This window comes from Nonomuraea sp. NPDC003214, assembly GCF_053590035.1.
In genome coordinates, this window is the sequence record NZ_JBSFSX010000008.1 from 216982 (window position 1) to 232761 (window position 15780).

Sequence of the window (15780 nt, forward strand, 5' to 3'; positions counted from 1 at the left end):
TGCCCGGGATAAACGCTTATCGCTTGACGCCGGCCCAGGCTTCGAGCTGCGAGACGAACCGCTTGGCGGAGTTGGGCCAGTGGTGGTTCGCGCGTGCCGCCGCGTAGCCGCGCGCCCCCTGCGCCCGGCGCTCGCGCACGTCGTCCCTCAAGGTCAGCACCGCCTGGGCCACGGCCTTCGGGTCCTCCCAGGGCACCACGACGCCGCTCTCGTAGCGCTCCACGAGCTCGACCGCGCGCGGGGACGGCGTGGTGATCACCGGGATGCCGTGCGCCATGTACTCCACGATCTTCGTGGGCATCGAGTGGCGGTAGTTCGGCTCGTCGTGCAGCAGCGACAGGCCGGCCAGCGCGCCGTCGAGCCGCTTGAGCGCCTCGTCGTTCGGCATGAAGTCGCGCCACTCCAGCAGCCCGTCGGCGACCGCCTGGTTGAGCAGCGGCCGGCTCTGCGGGTCGGCGTAGCCGATCAGCTCGACCGTCACCCGGTACGGCTGGAGCAGCCTGGCGACCTCGATCGACTCCATCACCCCGCGCGCCCTGGACAGCCAGCCGAGGTAGACCACCCGGTCGTCGCCCGGCGGCGTCACCGAGTCGGGCACCCACGTCTCGTTCGGCACGATCAGGTGGGCGTGCTTGAACCGGCCCGCGTAGGCCGTCTCGGCCAGCAGCAGGTGCAGGTTGCTCTCGGCGGCGCCCTCCAGCATGCGGGCCAGGAAGCGCGCCGGCGGGCGCAGCGGCGCGGGCAGCCACGGCTTGAGCGACAGCGTCGCCGGGGTGTCCTCGTGCACGTCCCACACGACCGGCGGCCTGTTGCGCACGCCCCAGACGGCGAACAGCAGCTCAGGGTCGTGGATCAGCACCAGGTCGACCTTGCCGCGCATCCGCTTGAACAGCCTGCGGGCCTGCCAGGTGGCCGACAGCCTCTTGCGCTGGACGGCCCTCGGGAGGTCGGCGCCGTTCACCCACGGCCTCGGCACCACGCCGTGGGCGGTGAAGGGGGCGGCGTACGTGACCTCATGACCGGCATCCACGAGTGCGCGGATCTGCCTATGCAGAATTCTCGCGTCCTCGGGGTTATGCACCACCGTCATGACGAGCACGTGCACTGCGCGCAGCCTTCCGTCGCTACAGCCGCTCGACGCGTTCACCCTCGGTGAGAACACCGCGGGTGTCGAGCACGAGCCGGGCCTTAGCCTCGACCATGCCGAGGTCGAACGCGGCGTGCTGCTGCAACAGCAGCGTCACGTCGGCGTCGGCCACGGCCTGGGCCAGATCTTCCTCACGCCCGACGGGCGTGCCGTCTACCGACCACTCCTTGACGTACGGGTCCGCGAACGTGAGCTCGGCCCCCAGCTCCAGCAGCGCACGCGCCACGGGCAGGGCCGGGGTTTCACGCTCGTCGGCGATGTCCGGCTTGTAGGTTACGCCGAGCAGAACCACCCTGGCGCCGTTGACTGCCTTCTTGTGCCTGTTGAGCAGGCGCTGCACGCGGGCCACCACGTACGACGGCATCCGCTCGTTGATCTCCTGGGCCAGCTCGACGAACCGGAACGGGTAGCCGAGCTTGCGGACCGTGTAGGACAGGTAGGACGGGTCGACGGGGATGCAGTGCCCGCCGACGCCCGGCCCCGGCAGGAACTTGTGGAACCCGAACGGCTTGGTCGCCGCCGCCTCGATCGCTTCCCACAGGTCGACGCCGAGCTCGTCGCAGAAGATCGCCATCTCGTTGACGAGCGCGATGTTGACGTGCCGGTAGGTGTTCTCCAGCAGCTTGGCCATCTCGGCCTCGCGGGTGCCGCTGACCGGGACGACCTGCTCGATGAACTGGCCGTAGAAGGCCGTGGCCCGGTCGCGGCAGGTCAACGTGTAGCCGCCGACGACCTTGGGGGTGTTGCGCAGGCCGTACTTGGGGTTGCCCGGGTCGATGCGCTCGGGCGAGAAGGCCAGGTGGAAGTCCTCGCCGGCGACGAGGCCGGAGGCTTCGAGCAGCGGGCGGGCCACCTCGTCGGTGGTGCCGGGCCAGGTGGTGGACTCCAGGACGACGAGCGTGTCCTTGGTGAGGTTGCGCGCGACGGTCTGGGTGGCGCCCTCGACCGCGGACAGGTCGGGGCGGTGGTCCTCATCCAGCGGCGTCGGCACGCAGATGACGATCGTGTTGCTCCGGGCCAGTACGGACTCGTCGAGCGTGGCGCGGAAGCCGTTGGCCAGCATGTGCTCGAGGTCGGCGTCGGTCAGGTCATCGATGTAGGACTGCCCGGCGTTGAGCGCGTCGATCTTCCGGGGGTCGACGTCCACGCCGACGACCCGCAGCCCGGCGGCCACAGCCTCTTTGGCGAGAGGCATGCCGACGTAGCCCAGACCGATGACAGCCAAGTCGATTTCTGTCACAGCAGTGCCTTGGAGAGCCGGAAACAACACTTCATGGTCGCAAAGGTTATCTCAAGTCCACCTAGCTCACGCCTAATGCGACCGAACCCGTCACAACAGACAGCCAATCCGTAGGTCATCATTCGGCAAGCGATCGGTAGAGAGCCTGATATGTCTCGGCAACGCGGCTCCACGTGCGCTTCGCCGCGACTTCCGCCCGCCCCGCCTCGCCCATCTCGGCGCGCTTGGCCGGGTCCTGGGCGAGCCCCGCCAGCGCCTTGGCCAGCGCCTCCGGGTCGCCGGGCGGCACCAGCATGCCCGCCCCCTCGGAGCCGACGAGCTCGGACAGCGCCGGCAGGTCGCTGAGCACCACGGGCTTGCCCAGCGCCATCGCCTCGACCGGCTTGAGCGGCGTGACGAGCCGGGTGACCCGCAGGTCCTCGCGGGGGCAGACGAAGATGTCGATGGCGTCCTGGGCCTGCAGCGCCTCGTCGGGGCCGACCCGGCCGGGCAGGATCGCCGTGGTCAGGTCCAGCTCCTCGACGAGCTCCAGCAGGTTGGCCCGCTCGGTGCCGTCGCCGACGAGCAGCACCCGCACCGGGGCGCCCTCGTCGCGCAGCAGCGCCGCCGCGCGCAGCAGTGTGGCGAATCCCTCGTAGGCGACGATGCTGGACACCGAGCCGACGACGATCTCCTTGTCGCCGATGCCCATCTCGCGGCGGAACGACGCCCCGTCGTAGTGGGCGGTCAGCAGCGCGTCGTCGACCGCGTTGGGGGCCAGATGGATGCGCTCGCGGGGCACGCCCCGCTCGACGATCTCCGCCGCCATCGTCTCGGCCAGCGTGACGACCGCGTCGGCCTCGTTCATCAGGAACGCCTCGCGCTCGCGCTGGAGCACGTGGCGCTGGCTGCCGATGCGGGCCGGGTCACGCGAGGCCCAGGTCTCCTCCAGGAACCCGCGCACCTCGTACACGAACGGCGTGCCCGTGCGCTCGCGCACCGCGTGGGCCACCGAGCCGTTGCGGTGGTCGGTGGCGGCGTGCAGCACCTGCGGCCGGAGCTGGGCGACCAGCGTGGTGACGGCGTCGGCGCCCTTCACCATGCGGCCGTGCATCTCGAACGGCACCTCGCCGTGCCCGTCGGGCATGTGGCGGTAGTAGGGGATGCCGTCGATCTCCTCGTACGGGGCGGCGTCGGCGTGGCCCTGGAGCATGGGCCAGCCCCAGCTCGTGACCACGTGCGGGTCGAGGCCGGCGGCCTTCTGCGCGGTGACGATGCGGTGGGTGCGGACCGTGTAGCCGGCCTGCGTATAGGGCAGCGCGTTGGTGACCAGGTGGACCACCCGACCGGCCACCCGCTCCAGGATCGCCACCTTGGGGCCCGGCGGGATCGGGTCGGGGCTGATCGCCGCCAGCTCGCCCCGGTAGTACTGGTAGCGGCGCTTGACGAACGGGTACTTGATGAACGGCTCCAGCACGTCACCGGCCTGGCTGACGCGGCCGGTGTTCCAGTGCTCCTTGGCCTCGTCCCAGGGCGCGCGGACCATGCGCATGCCGAGCTTGCGGGCGATGTGCCGGGCCTTGCGCGCGGCGGGCCAGGCGACGCTGCCCACGACCGGGCGCAGGCGCGGCGGCATGGCGTCTGCCGCCGCCTGGGCGGCCCTGACCGGATCGGCCCGCACCTTCGTCACGACGACGCGGGTCACGATGATTGGATGCTGGATGAAGCCCTTCAGAAGTCCACCGACGCCGGCACGGGCAGACTTCGCGGAAACCCCAGCGGAAACTTTTGAGGAGTCTTGACGACTGGCGTCGGATGCCACGCGGTGACCGTACCATAGGCAGCGTTTTTTCCCTTCCGCTATGAAAGGCGAGGTCAATGAGGGAGAACCCCCTGGTCCTGCACGTTCTGGGCGCTCGTCCCAATTTCGTGAAAGCGGCCCCGGTGGTGCGAGCACTCGGCGAGCTCGGCGTGCGGCAGGGCATCATCCACACCGGTCAGCACTACGACGCCCTGATGTCGGACGTGTTCTTCGCCGACCTGGGCCTGCCCGAGCCGGTGGCCAACCTGGGCGTCGGCTCCGGCAGCCACGCCAAGCAGACCGCCGCGCTGCTCGTCGGCCTGGAGGAGACCTTCGAGCAGCAGCAGCCCGACCTGGTGGTCGTCTACGGCGACGTGAACTCGACGCTGGCCGCCATCCTCGTCTGCGCCAAGCTCGGCATCCGCACCGCGCACGTCGAGGCGGGGCTGCGCTCGTTCGACCGCGGCATGCCGGAAGAGGTCAACAGGATCGTCACCGACTCCCTGTCCGACCTGCTGTTCGCCACCTCCCCTGACGCGCTGTCGCACCTGGCGGCCGAGGGCGTGCCCGCCTCCAAGGTGCACCTGGTCGGCAACCCGATGATCGACAGCCTGTTCTCGGCGCTGCCGTCGCTGGACCCGGCTCCGGTCGTCGAGCGGCTGGGCCTGACCGGCCGCTACGCCGTGGCGACGCTGCACCGCCCGGCCAACGTCGACACCCCCGAGGCTGCCCGTGAGCTGGTCTCGGCCGTGCTGGAGGTGTCGCGGCAGATCCAGATCGTGGTACCGATCCACCCGCGCGGCCGCACCCGGCTGGCCGAGGCGGGGCTCGTGGACGGCCCGTCGATCAAGGTGGTCGACCCGCTGGGCTATGTGGACTTTCTCTCACTCGTACGGGGCGCCGCGCTGGTCGTCACCGACTCCGGCGGCGTGCAGGAGGAGACGACCATGCTGGGCGTGCCCTGCCTGACCGTGCGGCCCAACACCGAGCGCCCGATCACGATCACGCACGGCACCAACCGGCTGGTCACCCCGGCCCTGCTGCCGGCCGCCGCCGAGAAGGCGCTGTCCGACGGGGCGGTCACGCCCTCCGGCGAGCTGCCGCCGCTGTGGGACGGCGCCGCCGGGCCGCGCATCGCCCGGGTGATCTCGGCCTGGCTGAAGGGGGACAACCTCTCGCCCGCCGCCCAGGGGACCCGTTCCGAGTAGAACCCCCATTTCGTACGGTGTCCGCCGTACTATGACAATCCTCCGCAGAGCGATAGGCGATACCTCATGGCCGAAACCCCAGAAGAGCCCGCGTTCCAGCGGCTCGGTCCCGTCAACTGGCTGCCTGAGGAGCGCAAGGTCGTCGAGCGCTACGAGGCGGAGGTCGTGGAGCTGCGCAGGCGGCTGGAGATCGCCGAGGCCAAGGCCGCCTACGCCACCTGGAAGCTGGAGGCCACCCAGGCCAAGCGGACGTTCAAGCTCGGCGAGGCGATCGGGTCCAAGAGCCCCGGTAAGGTGCTCGACGCCGTCCGCTCCCGCGAGCGCGCCCCCAAGCCGCCCGTCCCGGTCACTGAGGTCGTCGAGGCCGCCGGGAAGCGGCCGCCCCGGGTCGAGATCCCGCCGGTCAAGTGGCCGCTCGGCCCGGTCAACCGGCCGGACCTGAAGGTGGCCGTCATCCTGGACGACTTCTCCAGGATGGCGTTCCGCTACGAATGGGACCAGATCGAGTTCGGGCTCAAGGACTGGCCGGAGATCTTCGCCGAGCGGCGGCCCGATCTGCTGTTCTGCGAGTCGGCCTGGCACGGCAACCAGGGCCGCTGGCGTTACCAGATGACCGGGACCAACGCGCCCAAGGAGCCGCTGCGGGAGCTGGTCGCCTGGTGCAAGGCGGAGGGCATTCCCACGGTCTTCTGGAACAAGGAAGATCCGCCGAACTTCGACTTCTTCATCGACACGGCCAAGCTGTTCGACTACGTGTTCACGTGCGACGGCGACATGGTGCCGAAATATCGCGAAATATTGGGACATGATCGGGTTGATGTGTTGCAGTTCGCGGCGCAGCCGCGCGTGCACAACCCGATCCAGCAGAAGCAGGGCCGCCTGCACGACGTCGTCTTCGGCGGCATGTACTTCCGCGACAAGCACCCCGAGCGCCGCGAGCAGATGGAGATCGTCCTCGACCCCGTACGCGAGCTCGGCCTGCACATCTTCGCCCGCAACGGCGAGGTGGACGAGAAGTACGCCTGGCCGGAGAAGTACCGCCCGCACATCGTCGGCGAGCTCCCCTACGACCAGATGCTCGCCGCCTACCGCATGTACAAGGTCTTCCTCAACGTCAACTCGGTGCTGGACTCGCCCACCATGTGCGCGCGGCGCGTCTTCGAGCTGTCGGCCTGCGCCACCCCGGTCGTCTCCGGCTGGTCCCGGGCCATCGAGGAGACGTTCGGCGACCTCGTCCCCATCGCCCGCGAGCCGATCGAGTCGTACAACCAGGTCCTGCACCTGATCAACAGCCCCGAGCTGCGCGCCCGGATGGGGCACCTGGCGATGCGCGAGGTGTTCGACAAGCACCTGTTCTCGCACCGGGTGGACCAGATCCTCCAGCTTCTCGGCCGCCCCGTCACCCCGCGCACCCGGTCGATCTCCGTCGTGCTGCCCACCAACCGCGCCTCGCAGATCGAGCACGCGATCTCCTCGGTGGCCAAGCAGATCCACCGGCCGCTCCAGCTCGTCATGGTGCTGCACGGCCTCGACATCGACCCCGTCGTGGTGGCCGACAAGGCCCGCATGGCCGGCATCACCGACGTCGTCGTCCTGCCCGCCGCCCCCGAGCTGTCGCTCGGCGCCTGCATGAACCTGGGCATCGACGCCGCCGAGGGCGAGCTGATCGCCAAGATGGACGACGACAACCTGTACGGCGAGCACTACCTGTCGGACCTGGCCCGCTCCTTCGACTACACCGACGCCGAGCTGACCGGCAAGGGCGCCCACTACTCCTACTTCGAGGGCACCAACACCACGATGCTCCGCCTGCCCGGCCTGGAGCACCGCTACTCGTTCCTGGTGCAGGGCGGCTCGTTCCTCGGCAAGGCCGACATGTTCCGCTCCTACCAGTTCCCCGACCTGACCCGGGGCGAGGACACCCACCTGGTCCGCCGCCTCAAGGAGGACGGGGTCAAGATCTACTCGGCCGACCGGTTCAACTTCGTCTACTGGCGCAGCGCCGACGCCTCCATGCACACCTGGCAGGCGGACCACATCAAGCTGACCCGCAACGCCCAGTTCTCCTTCGTCGGGCGGCCGGACGACCACGTGCTCATCTGATAAAGGGGATGAATCCCTCCGGGTCCGGTGCGAGGCTGGGCCCGTGAGCAACACGCGTACCGTGATCCTTCTTGAGGGCGAGAGCGACAGGGCGGCGGTCGAGGCGCTGGCCCGGCGCCACGGCCTCGACCTGGCCGCCGAGGGCGTCTCCCCGGTGGCGATGGGCGGCGCCACGAACATCGGCGCCTACGTCGGCAAGTACGGCCCCGCCGGGCTCGGCCTCCGCCTGGCCGGCCTGTGCGACGCCAGGGAGGAAGGCGACTTCCGCAAGGCCCTGGAGCGCGCCGGGCTCGGCGCCGACCTCGGCCGCGACGGCCTGGAGGCGCTCGGGTTCTTCGTCTGCGTCGCGGACCTGGAGGACGAGCTCATCCGCGCCCTCGGCACCGACGCCGTGGAGCGGGTCATCGACGCCGAGGGCGACCTCGGCTCGTTCCGCACGCTCCAGCGGCAGCCCGCCTGGCGCGCGGGCAACACGCACGACCAGCTCCGCCGGTTCATGGGGTCGGGCAGCGGACGCAAGATCCGCTACTCCAGCCTGCTCGTCGACGCCCTCGACCTCGACCGCGTGCCGCGCCCCCTGGCCCTGCTCCTGGCCCACATCCGGCAGTCCTAGCACGTCCTGGCACGCCTGTTACGGGCTAGTCGAGGACGGCGGTGGCCTCCACCTCCACCAGCAGGTCGGGCTCGCCCAGCGCCGCCACGCCCAGCAGCGTGATCGGCTTGACCGGGTCGACGCCCAGCCTGGCCGCCGCCCTGGCGACGCCCTCACCCAGCAGCGGCATCTTGTCGGGAGTCCAGTCGACGACGTAGACGGTCAGCTTGGCCACGTCGTCGAAGGACCCGCCGATCGCGGCCATCGCCGTGCCGATGTTGAGGTACGCCTGCTCGACCTGGGCCGCCAGGTCCCCCGCGCCCACCGGCGTCCCGTCGGCGTCACGCGCCACCTGCCCGGCCAGGAACACCAGCCTCGACCCGCTGGCGATCGACAACTGGCGGTAGACCTCCGGCTTCGGCAACCCGTCCGGGTTGACCAGCGTCACGCTCATCCCTGCTCCTTCGCTCGTCGGGCATCGGCTCATAACATAGCAGCGCTATGTATTGTGGGAACATGGCGCGAACGAAGGACCCGGCGATCCGCTCCCTGCTCATCGACCGGGCGGCCCAGATGCTCGCCGCCCGGGAGCCCGTCACGCTCCGCTCGCTGGTCGCCGGCACCGGCGTGTCGACCATGGCCGTCTACACCTACTTCGACGGCATGGACGGCCTGTGGACCGCGATGCGCCAGGAAGGCTTCACCCGGCTCGCCGCCCGCCTCGCCGCCGTCACCCCCACGGACGACCCCGTACGCGACCTCGCCGCACTCGGCGCGGCCTACCTCTCGAACGCCCTGGCCTGCCCCGACCTGTATCGCGTGATGTTCGACGCCCGCTTCGACCTGGCGGACGCCGCCGCCGCGGACGACACCCTGCACTGCCTCGTCACCGGCGTCGACCGCGCCAAGGCGGCCGGCCGCTTCCGCGCCGGCGTCGACCCGCTGGAGCTGGCCACGCAGAGCTGGATGATCGGGCACGGCCTGGCGTCACTGGTCGCCACCGGCCCCCTGCCGCCGCAGACCCTTGCGCACGGCGTCCCCCTGCTGACCGCCCTCTTCGTCAGCGCCGGCGACACCCCCGACCGCTGCCGCCGATCGGTCGAACAGGGCTGGCACCCCTGACCCGCCCGGCCCTCACCCCGTTCGCCCCTCACCCCGTTCGGGGTCTGGTCAGGCGGTGGCGCGGGAGAGGTTGTGGTCGGCGAGGCGGCCGAGTTCCATGAGGCCGGCGCGCTTGACCTTCTGGCCGACGACCATGAGGCTCATCACGACGTTGCCCCGGCGGATGACGACCGAGCCGATCTGGGCGTTGCGGTCGCCGCCGGTGGCGGTGGTCAGGTAGGCGCGCGACTCGTCGCCCTGGCGCGGCATGGCGAGGTGCTGGGTGCGGTAGGTGACCTTGGTGCCCTGCACGTCGGCGTGGTAGGCGGTGCACTGCTTGGGGAGGGCGACCGGGAAGGCGCCGCGCGGGAGCTCGACGACGGCCTGGGTGATGGAGCCGCGCGGCGAGGCGAAGGCGATGACGGCGGCCGGGGCGCCGGCGATCTCGGGCTTGGCCGGGTCGAGCTGGGTGGCGCCGGCGCATTCGGGGCGGTCGAGCTTGGTCTGGCGGACGGCGGCCAGGCCCTCCTTGACGGACTTCAGGCTGCCGAAGGTGCCGATCTCGGGCCCGTACGCGACGCGCATGCCCTTGGGGGCGGGGAGCAGGGCGGTGCGGAGCTTGCCTGCCTGGGGCGCGGTGGAGGCGGCGGGCGGGGCGGCCTCGGGCTTGCTCTGGGCGGGGGGTTCGTCGGCGGAACAGCCGGTCATGGCGGTCGCGGCGGTCATGGTGAGACATATTGCGGAAAGGGCCCTGAGCATGGTCGCTCCATTCGTCGGCACGGCATTGGATAAACGCTAAGGGAAGTCCGAGTGCCGGAGCCGGGCAACGCGAAATTGTGAGGCTTTGTCGCGTAAGCCCTGGTCAGTGAGCCCTTTGCGGCGCGGCAAAGGGGAATTTCCGGTACCAGGTCCTGCAAAATGTTGCCCGGCCTTCTGCGCGGCATGACGCGGCATTCGTACCGGAGTTTCGATGATCGCGGGATGAGTGACTTCACCGGACCGTCCATTTCGCGCCGCGACTTCTTCGACGGCGTCGCCGTGACGGCGGGCGCCGCGGTGCTGGCGTCACCGGACGCGGCCCTCGCCGCCGGCGGCCCTGCGGACCTGACCGGACCGGCCGGGCTGAGCGGGCTCACCGGGCCGGCCGGCGGGCTGCGGGGCGACACCGCGCAGGCGCTCAGCGTGCCGCACGCGCTGCGTGACGGCCGGTTCTGGCAGTACGCGGACCCCGGCTCCCCCACCGGCGAGGAGTACGACCTGGTGGTCGTCGGCGGCGGCGTCAGCGGCGTCAGCGCCGCCTACGCGTGGCTGCGCCACGAGCCCGGGGCGCGGGTGCTCGTGCTGGACAACCACGACGAGCTCGGCGGCCACACGCGCGGCGAGGAGCTGCGGCCGGGCGGCTGGCCCGGGGCCGTGATCCGCACGCCCGAGGCCAGGGCGCTCGTCGAGGAGCTCGGCGTCCCCGCCGAGGCCACTGGGACGACGGTCAGGACGCGGGCGTACGACAGCGTCATGTGCGACCGGGAGAGCTTCGGGTCCGACGTGCTGGCCGGGCAGGACGGCGACGTCGAGGCGTGGGCCGGGCGGCTGCCGATCGCCGGGCAGGCCAGGCGGGACCTGGTGCGGCTGCACCGGGACCCGCCGGACTGGTTCCCCGGGCTGTCGCAGGAGGAGAAGGAGGAGCGGCTGGCGGGCCTGACGTACTCGGCGTTCCTGCTGGAGGTGTGCCGGGCGCATCCGGACGTGGAGCGGTTCTGCCGGACGATGTCCAGCGCGGCCTGGGGCTACGGGACGCGGGCCTTCGGCGCGATCGACGCCTGGGCGAGCGCGTACCCGGGGTTCGGCGGGCTCGGGCTGGACCGGGGCAAGCCGTCGCGGTTCAACTCGCCGACGGTCAAGCAGGAGTGGGAGCGGCCCGCGTACCGGCTGACCGGGGGTGTGCGGTCGCTGGTGGCGCGGATGGCCGGGCGCATGCCGGGGGCGCGGTTCCGGCTGTCGAGCCCGGTGGTGTCGGTGCGCGACGACGGGGCCGGGGTGGTCGTGGGCTACTTCGACGGGCACGCCGTCAGGACCGTGCGCGCGGGGGCGGCGATCCTGGCCTGCTGGCACATGGTCATCCCGTACCTGGTGCCGGACCTGCCGGACGAGCAGCGCGCGGCGTTGCGGCAGGCGGTCAAGATGCCGCTGGTGGAGGCCGTGGTACGGCTGCGCCGCCCGCAGGAGTGGCGGGGCCGGGCCCGCTGGACGGGGGCGTACTGGACGGCGACGGAAGTGGACGGCACGCGGGCGCACCTGGTGGCGGCGCCGTGCCGCTCGGAGCTCGGCCCGGCGGAGGGGGCCGCGGCGGGGCGGCGGGAGCTCTTCAGGACGTCCTACGCGGCGCTGGAGCAGGGCGTGCGCGACCAGCTCGGACGGCTGCTCGGGAGCGGGTTCGACCCGGCGGGGGACGTCGAGGCGATCACCGTCTACCGGTGGGGGCACGGGTTCGCGCCGGAGTACTGCCGGCCGTGGCACCCGTTCCATCCGGACGGGCCGTCGCCGGCGGAGACCGCGCGGCGGCGGTTCGGCCGGATCGCGATCGCCGGATCCGACGCCGTGCCGGGCGCGCGGGCCGACGCGGCCATCAGCGCGGCACACCGCGCCGTGACGGAACTCCTCGCCGGGTAATCGCGTTGAACATCCCCTTGCTCCCCCTGCGCCAGACGCATAATCGGTGCTAGTCTCCTGTGCGATCTTCCGGAGGTGTATTTACACGAAGGTGTGAAATGCCCTCGACTCCGAGGTTGGGACATGGGCTCGCAAAACCGGTCAATTCGGTTCAAGATCTTTTTATTGTTACTGCTACCCCTCCTGTCCTTGAGCGCGCTCTGGGGTTTCGTGCTCAACCTCACCGTGAGCGACGGCCAGGCCCTCCTCCGCGGCGACACCCTCTACCAGACGATCGGCATCGCCTCCACCGACCTGGGGCTTCAGCTTCAGGCCGAACGGGAGCGGTCCATGGTCGCGGTCACCACCCGTAAGCTCACCGAGGACCTCGGCGCCCAGCGCGCCCAGACCGACCAGGCGCTCGGCGAGTTCCGCCAGGCCGTCACCGAGGCCGGCGGCGCGGTCAGCGCCGAGCTGCGCGGCCAGATCGACGCCCTCGACGCCGAGCTGCGCCGGCTGGGCCCCATCCGCGACGGCATCGACGACGGCTACAGCTCGCGGCTGACCGGGCTCACCGAGTACAACCGGGTGCTCGACGCGGTGTTCCGGTTCTACGACCACCTGACCCCGGTCCCCGACCTGACGATCTACCAGCAGGCCTCCGCCCTGCAGACGATGGGCAACGCCCGCGAGTTCCTCTCCAGGGAGCGGGCGCTGATCAAGGCGGCCCTCCTCGACCGGCAGCTCACCGAGCCGGAGGCGGCGGCCTTCACCGAGTACGTGTCCTCGCGCAAGTTCCTGCACGCCCGCGGCCAGGCCGGGCTCGACGTCCAGTTCCGCGCCCCGTACGAGGAGCTGTTCAAGAGCCAGACGTTCCAGTCGTTCGCCACGATGGAGGCGCGGATCATCCGCACCGGCGCGCCGCCCCCCGACGCGCCGTCCTGGGCGGCGGCGGCCGACAGGCTGATGGCCGAGCTGGACCGGATCGGCTCGGAGTCGGCGCTCACGCTGGCCTCGCGGGCGGCCTCCGGGGCGACCACCACCAAAATCGAGATCGGCGTGGCCGGCGGCGTCGGGCTGATCGCGGTGCTCGCCTCCATCATCATCTCCGTGCGCTTCGGCCGGCGGCTCGGCGCCGAGCTGGCCGGGCTGCGCTCGGCGGCCGTCGAGCTGTCGGAGCGGCGCCTGCCCGGCCTGGTCGAGCGGTTGCGCACCGGCGAGGAGGTCAACGTCAAGAAGGAGGCCAAGCCGATCAAGGTCAGCGGCTCGGCCGAGATCACCGACGTGGCCAGGGCGTTCGGCTCCGTGCAGCGCACGGCCGTGCACGCCGCCGTCGGCCAGGCGGCGCTGCGGCGCGGCGTCGGCCAGGTCTTCCTCAACCTCGCCAGGCGCAAGCAGGGGCTGCTGCACCGCCAGCTCTCGCTGCTCGACAGCATGCAGCGCCGCACCCACGACCCCGACCGGCTGGAGGAGCTCTTCCGCCTGGACCACCTGACGACCCGCATGCGCCGGCACGCCGAGAGCCTGATCATCCTGTCCGGGGCCGCGCCCGGCCGGGCCTGGCGCAAGCCGGTGCCGGTGGTCGACATCGTGCGCGCCGCCGTCGCCGAGGTCGAGGACTACACCCGCGTCACGGTCGCCACCATGCCCCCGGGCGCGATCGACGGCGCGGCCGCCGCCGACCTCACCCACCTGGTCGCCGAGCTGGTCGAGAACGCCACCATCTACTCCCCGCCCGACACCGCCGTCGAGGTCCGCGGCGACCGGGTGAGCAACGGCTACTCGATCGAGGTCGAGGACCGCGGGCTGGGACTGTCGGCCGACGAGTACGCCGCGTACAACGCGTTGCTGGTCGACCCACCCGAGTTCGACCTGGCCGACAGCGACAGGCTCGGCCTGTTCGTGGTCGCCAGGCTCGCGGAGCGGCACGGCATCAAGGTTGTGCTGCGCCGCTCCCCCTTCGGCGGCACCACCGCCATCCTGCTGGTGCCGCGCCCGCTCGTCACCGGCCAGGAGGAGCTGACCGCCTCCGGTGACGAACTGCCCGCCCTGCCCAGCCGTACCCGGAAGAAGGCCCTCGCCGTCGTGAGCGGCGGCACGCACGCGGGGTTGCCAAGGCGGGTCAGGCAGGCCAACCTTTCATCCCGGCTCCAGCGGTCCGAGCCGGGACCTGAGCGGAAGAACGAACGCTCTCCCGACGAGGTACGCGACCTGTTCTCCGCGTTCCAGCGGGGAACCCAACGTGCCCGAGAAGATGTGAACGAGGAGGGGGAGGCATGAGTGTGCCGACGACCAACACCGGTGAGCTGAACTGGCTGCTTGACGACCTGACGACCAGGGTGGGCGCGGTCAGGCAGGCCGTCATCCTGTCGACCGACGGCCTCGCCGTCGGCCATTCCAAGGGCCTGAGCCGGGAGGACGCCGAACACCTGTCAGCCGTGGCGGCCGGTTTCCAGAGCCTGGCGCGCGGCACCGGGCGGCATTTCGGCGGCGGCGACGTGCGCCAGACCATCGTGGAGATGGAGTCGGCGTTCCTGTTCGTGACGGCGGCCGGGCAGGGCACCTGCCTGGCGGTGCTGGCCGACGCCAACGTGGACGTCGGGCACATCGCCTACGAGATGGCGATGCTGGTCAAGCGGGTGGGCCAGCACATCACCACCAATCCGCGAGCAACACCGTGAGCGAGACCCCGCGGTGGCTGGACGAGGACGCGGGGCCGGTCGTCCGGCCCTACGCCCTCATCCGCGGCCGCACGAGGTCCTCGGGGGACAATCTCGATCTCATCGCCACCGTGAGCGCCGTCGGGGAACCTCCCGCAGACCTCGGCCCCGAACAGGCGCTCATCCTGCGTGTCGCACGTCATCCGATCTCGGTGGCCGACGTGGCCGTCGAGCTCGACCTGCCTGTCGGCGTCGTCCGGGTGATGCTCGGCGACCTGCGTGACCACGGCCTCATCTCTGTGTCGGCCCCCGCAGCGGCTGGGTCGCGCCCGAATGAGGGCATTCTCAAGGAAGTGATCAATGGACTCCGTGCTCTCTGAGGACCCCGTCGCGTTGAAGATCCTCATCGCCGGGGGGTTCGGCGTGGGCAAGACCACGCTGGTCGGCTCGATCAGCGAGATCAAACCGCTGCGCACGGAGGAGGTGCTCTCCGACCGCGGGATCGGCGTGGACGATCTCGACGGCGTGGAGGCCAAGACCACCACGACCGTCGCGATGGACTTCGGCCGCATCACGATCCGCGAGGGGCTGGTCGTCTACCTGTTCGGCACGCCCGGCCAGGAGCGGTTCTGGTTCATGTGGGACGAGCTGTCCTACGGGGCGCTGGGCGCCGTCGTCATCGCCGACACCCGGCGGCTGACCGACTGCTTCCCGTCGGTCGACTACTTCGAGCAGCGCGGCACCCCGTTCGTGGTGGCGGTCAACTGCTTCGACGGCGCCGACCAGCACAGCGTCGACGACGTGCGGATCGCGCTCGACCTCGACGACGGGGTGCCCGTGATGCTGTGCGACGTGCGGCGGCGCGCCTCGGCCAAGGAAGTCATGATCACCCTGGTCGAGCACTCGCTGCGGACGCTGACCGCCGCCGGCTAGAGCGCCCGCAGGCCGTTGATCACCTCTCTGAGGAGGCTCTCCGTCGGGGAGGACCCCTTGGAGATCGGCGCGCGCACCGTCACCAGGCCGTAGCCGAGCAGGTCGCCGAGGAGCACCCGGGCGACCTGCACCGGCAGGTTGAGCTCGGAGGCCACCTCCGCGACCGGCCGCGCCTGGGCGGCCACGCAGGCGAGCAGCCGCCGGTGCTGCGTGCCGAGGTCGGCGTGCGCGGGCGCCTGCTGCCCCGTCGGGGCCACGGTCGCCAGCAGGTCGAGCGATGCGGTGGCCTTGGTGCGCCCCCGCGCCACCGCGTACGGCCGGACCACGGGCCCGGCCTCGTCGTCAACCCACTCGTGCTCGCGGCTCACGA

15 protein-coding genes are annotated in these 15780 nt (G+C 71.1%); 9 read left to right on the plus strand and 6 right to left on the minus strand.

What is annotated here, in order from left to right:
- Positions 1-16 precede the first annotated feature (16 nt).
- From ACWDXC_RS25940 to ACWDXC_RS25950, 3 genes are all read right to left on the minus strand, one after another.
- Positions 17-1105 (minus strand): glycosyltransferase, encoded by a 1089-nt coding sequence (locus ACWDXC_RS25940; protein ID WP_449986162.1) that lies wholly within the window; start codon positions 1103-1105, stop codon positions 17-19.
- 19 nt (positions 1106-1124) lie between these two features.
- Positions 1125-2387, minus strand: a complete 1263-nt coding sequence (locus tag ACWDXC_RS25945) for a nucleotide sugar dehydrogenase (protein ID WP_219498932.1) — start codon at positions 2385-2387, stop codon at positions 1125-1127.
- A 118-nt stretch (positions 2388-2505) separates the two neighbouring features.
- A complete protein-coding gene (locus ACWDXC_RS25950) occupies positions 2506-4071 on the minus strand; it encodes a glycosyltransferase (RefSeq protein WP_449986164.1) in 1566 nt (521 codons plus the stop codon).
- Between the two features lie 173 nt (positions 4072-4244).
- On the opposite strand from ACWDXC_RS25950, the gene wecB reads away from it, so the two are divergent.
- The 3 genes from wecB (at position 4245) to ACWDXC_RS25965 (ending at position 8091) form a co-directional block, all read left to right on the plus strand.
- A complete protein-coding gene (gene wecB, locus ACWDXC_RS25955; protein WP_449986166.1) occupies positions 4245-5375 on the plus strand; it encodes a non-hydrolyzing UDP-N-acetylglucosamine 2-epimerase in 1131 nt (376 codons plus the stop codon).
- A gap of 66 nt (positions 5376-5441) precedes the next feature.
- The gene (locus tag ACWDXC_RS25960; protein WP_449986168.1) at positions 5442-7478 is read left to right on the plus strand and encodes a glycosyltransferase family protein; all 2037 of its coding nucleotides are present in this window, start codon (positions 5442-5444) and stop codon (positions 7476-7478) included.
- A 43-nt stretch (positions 7479-7521) separates the two neighbouring features.
- On the plus strand, positions 7522-8091 hold the full coding sequence (locus ACWDXC_RS25965; protein WP_449986169.1) for a TOPRIM nucleotidyl transferase/hydrolase domain-containing protein: 570 nt from the start codon (positions 7522-7524) through the stop codon (positions 8089-8091).
- A gap of 25 nt (positions 8092-8116) precedes the next feature.
- Here the strand turns inward: ACWDXC_RS25965 and ACWDXC_RS25970 are convergent, their stop codons facing one another.
- Positions 8117-8524, minus strand: coding sequence for a RidA family protein (locus tag ACWDXC_RS25970; RefSeq protein ID WP_219498917.1), 408 nt, complete (start codon positions 8522-8524; stop codon positions 8117-8119).
- 62 nt (positions 8525-8586) lie between these two features.
- On the opposite strand from ACWDXC_RS25970, the gene ACWDXC_RS25975 reads away from it, so the two are divergent.
- Positions 8587-9192, plus strand: coding sequence for a TetR/AcrR family transcriptional regulator (locus ACWDXC_RS25975; protein WP_364168206.1), 606 nt, complete (start codon positions 8587-8589; stop codon positions 9190-9192).
- Positions 9193-9240: 48 nt separating this feature from the next.
- Here ACWDXC_RS25975 and ACWDXC_RS25980 read toward each other — a convergent pair whose 3' ends face one another.
- Entirely contained in the window at positions 9241-9897 is a 657-nt protein-coding gene (locus ACWDXC_RS25980; protein ID WP_449986171.1) for a hypothetical protein, read from the minus strand.
- 255 nt (positions 9898-10152) lie between these two features.
- On the opposite strand from ACWDXC_RS25980, the gene ACWDXC_RS25985 reads away from it, so the two are divergent.
- The 5 genes from ACWDXC_RS25985 to ACWDXC_RS26005 all read left to right on the plus strand — a co-directional run bounded on the left by ACWDXC_RS25985 (position 10153) and on the right by ACWDXC_RS26005 (position 15410).
- Complete coding sequence (locus ACWDXC_RS25985) at positions 10153-11838, plus strand: FAD-dependent oxidoreductase (RefSeq protein ID WP_449986173.1); 1686 nt, start codon at positions 10153-10155, stop codon at positions 11836-11838.
- Positions 11839-12027: 189 nt separating this feature from the next.
- The gene (locus ACWDXC_RS25990) at positions 12028-14097 is read left to right on the plus strand and encodes a sensor histidine kinase (protein ID WP_449986175.1); all 2070 of its coding nucleotides are present in this window, start codon (positions 12028-12030) and stop codon (positions 14095-14097) included.
- On the plus strand, positions 14094-14498 hold the full coding sequence (locus tag ACWDXC_RS25995) for a roadblock/LC7 domain-containing protein (protein WP_049557807.1): 405 nt from the start codon (positions 14094-14096) through the stop codon (positions 14496-14498). Before ACWDXC_RS25990 ends, ACWDXC_RS25995 begins: the two co-directional genes overlap by 4 nt.
- Complete coding sequence (locus tag ACWDXC_RS26000) at positions 14495-14857, plus strand: DUF742 domain-containing protein (RefSeq protein ID WP_219498903.1); 363 nt, start codon at positions 14495-14497, stop codon at positions 14855-14857. The genes ACWDXC_RS25995 and ACWDXC_RS26000 overlap by 4 nt, the downstream gene beginning before the upstream one ends.
- Positions 14838-15410: a GTP-binding protein gene (locus ACWDXC_RS26005; RefSeq protein ID WP_219498900.1), complete on the plus strand. Its 573-nt coding sequence runs from the start codon at positions 14838-14840 to the stop codon at positions 15408-15410. The genes ACWDXC_RS26000 and ACWDXC_RS26005 overlap by 20 nt, the downstream gene beginning before the upstream one ends.
- Here the strand turns inward: ACWDXC_RS26005 and ACWDXC_RS26010 are convergent.
- Positions 15407-15778: a DUF742 domain-containing protein gene (locus ACWDXC_RS26010; protein ID WP_449986176.1), complete on the minus strand. Its 372-nt coding sequence runs from the start codon at positions 15776-15778 to the stop codon at positions 15407-15409. The genes ACWDXC_RS26005 and ACWDXC_RS26010 overlap by 4 nt on opposite strands.
- Positions 15779-15780: the final 2 nt, after the last annotated feature.

Excerpts from the sequence above, each read along its gene's own strand:
- ACWDXC_RS26005 (WP_219498900.1), top strand. The coding sequence starts at position 14,838 with ATGGACTCCGTGCTCTCTGAGGACCCCGTCGCGTTGAAGATCCTCATC.
- ACWDXC_RS25995 (WP_049557807.1), top strand. The coding sequence starts at position 14,094 with ATGAGTGTGCCGACGACCAACACCGGTGAGCTGAACTGGCTGCTTGAC.
- ACWDXC_RS25980 (WP_449986171.1), bottom strand. The coding sequence starts at position 9,897 with ATGACCGCCGCGACCGCCATGACCGGCTGTTCCGCCGACGAACCCCCC.
- wecB (WP_449986166.1), top strand. The coding sequence starts at position 4,245 with ATGAGGGAGAACCCCCTGGTCCTGCACGTTCTGGGCGCTCGTCCCAAT.
- ACWDXC_RS25985 (WP_449986173.1), top strand. The coding sequence starts at position 10,153 with ATGAGTGACTTCACCGGACCGTCCATTTCGCGCCGCGACTTCTTCGAC.
- ACWDXC_RS25975 (WP_364168206.1), top strand. The coding sequence starts at position 8,587 with ATGGCGCGAACGAAGGACCCGGCGATCCGCTCCCTGCTCATCGACCGG.
- ACWDXC_RS25970 (WP_219498917.1), bottom strand. The coding sequence starts at position 8,524 with ATGAGCGTGACGCTGGTCAACCCGGACGGGTTGCCGAAGCCGGAGGTC.
- ACWDXC_RS25960 (WP_449986168.1), top strand. The coding sequence starts at position 5,442 with ATGGCCGAAACCCCAGAAGAGCCCGCGTTCCAGCGGCTCGGTCCCGTC.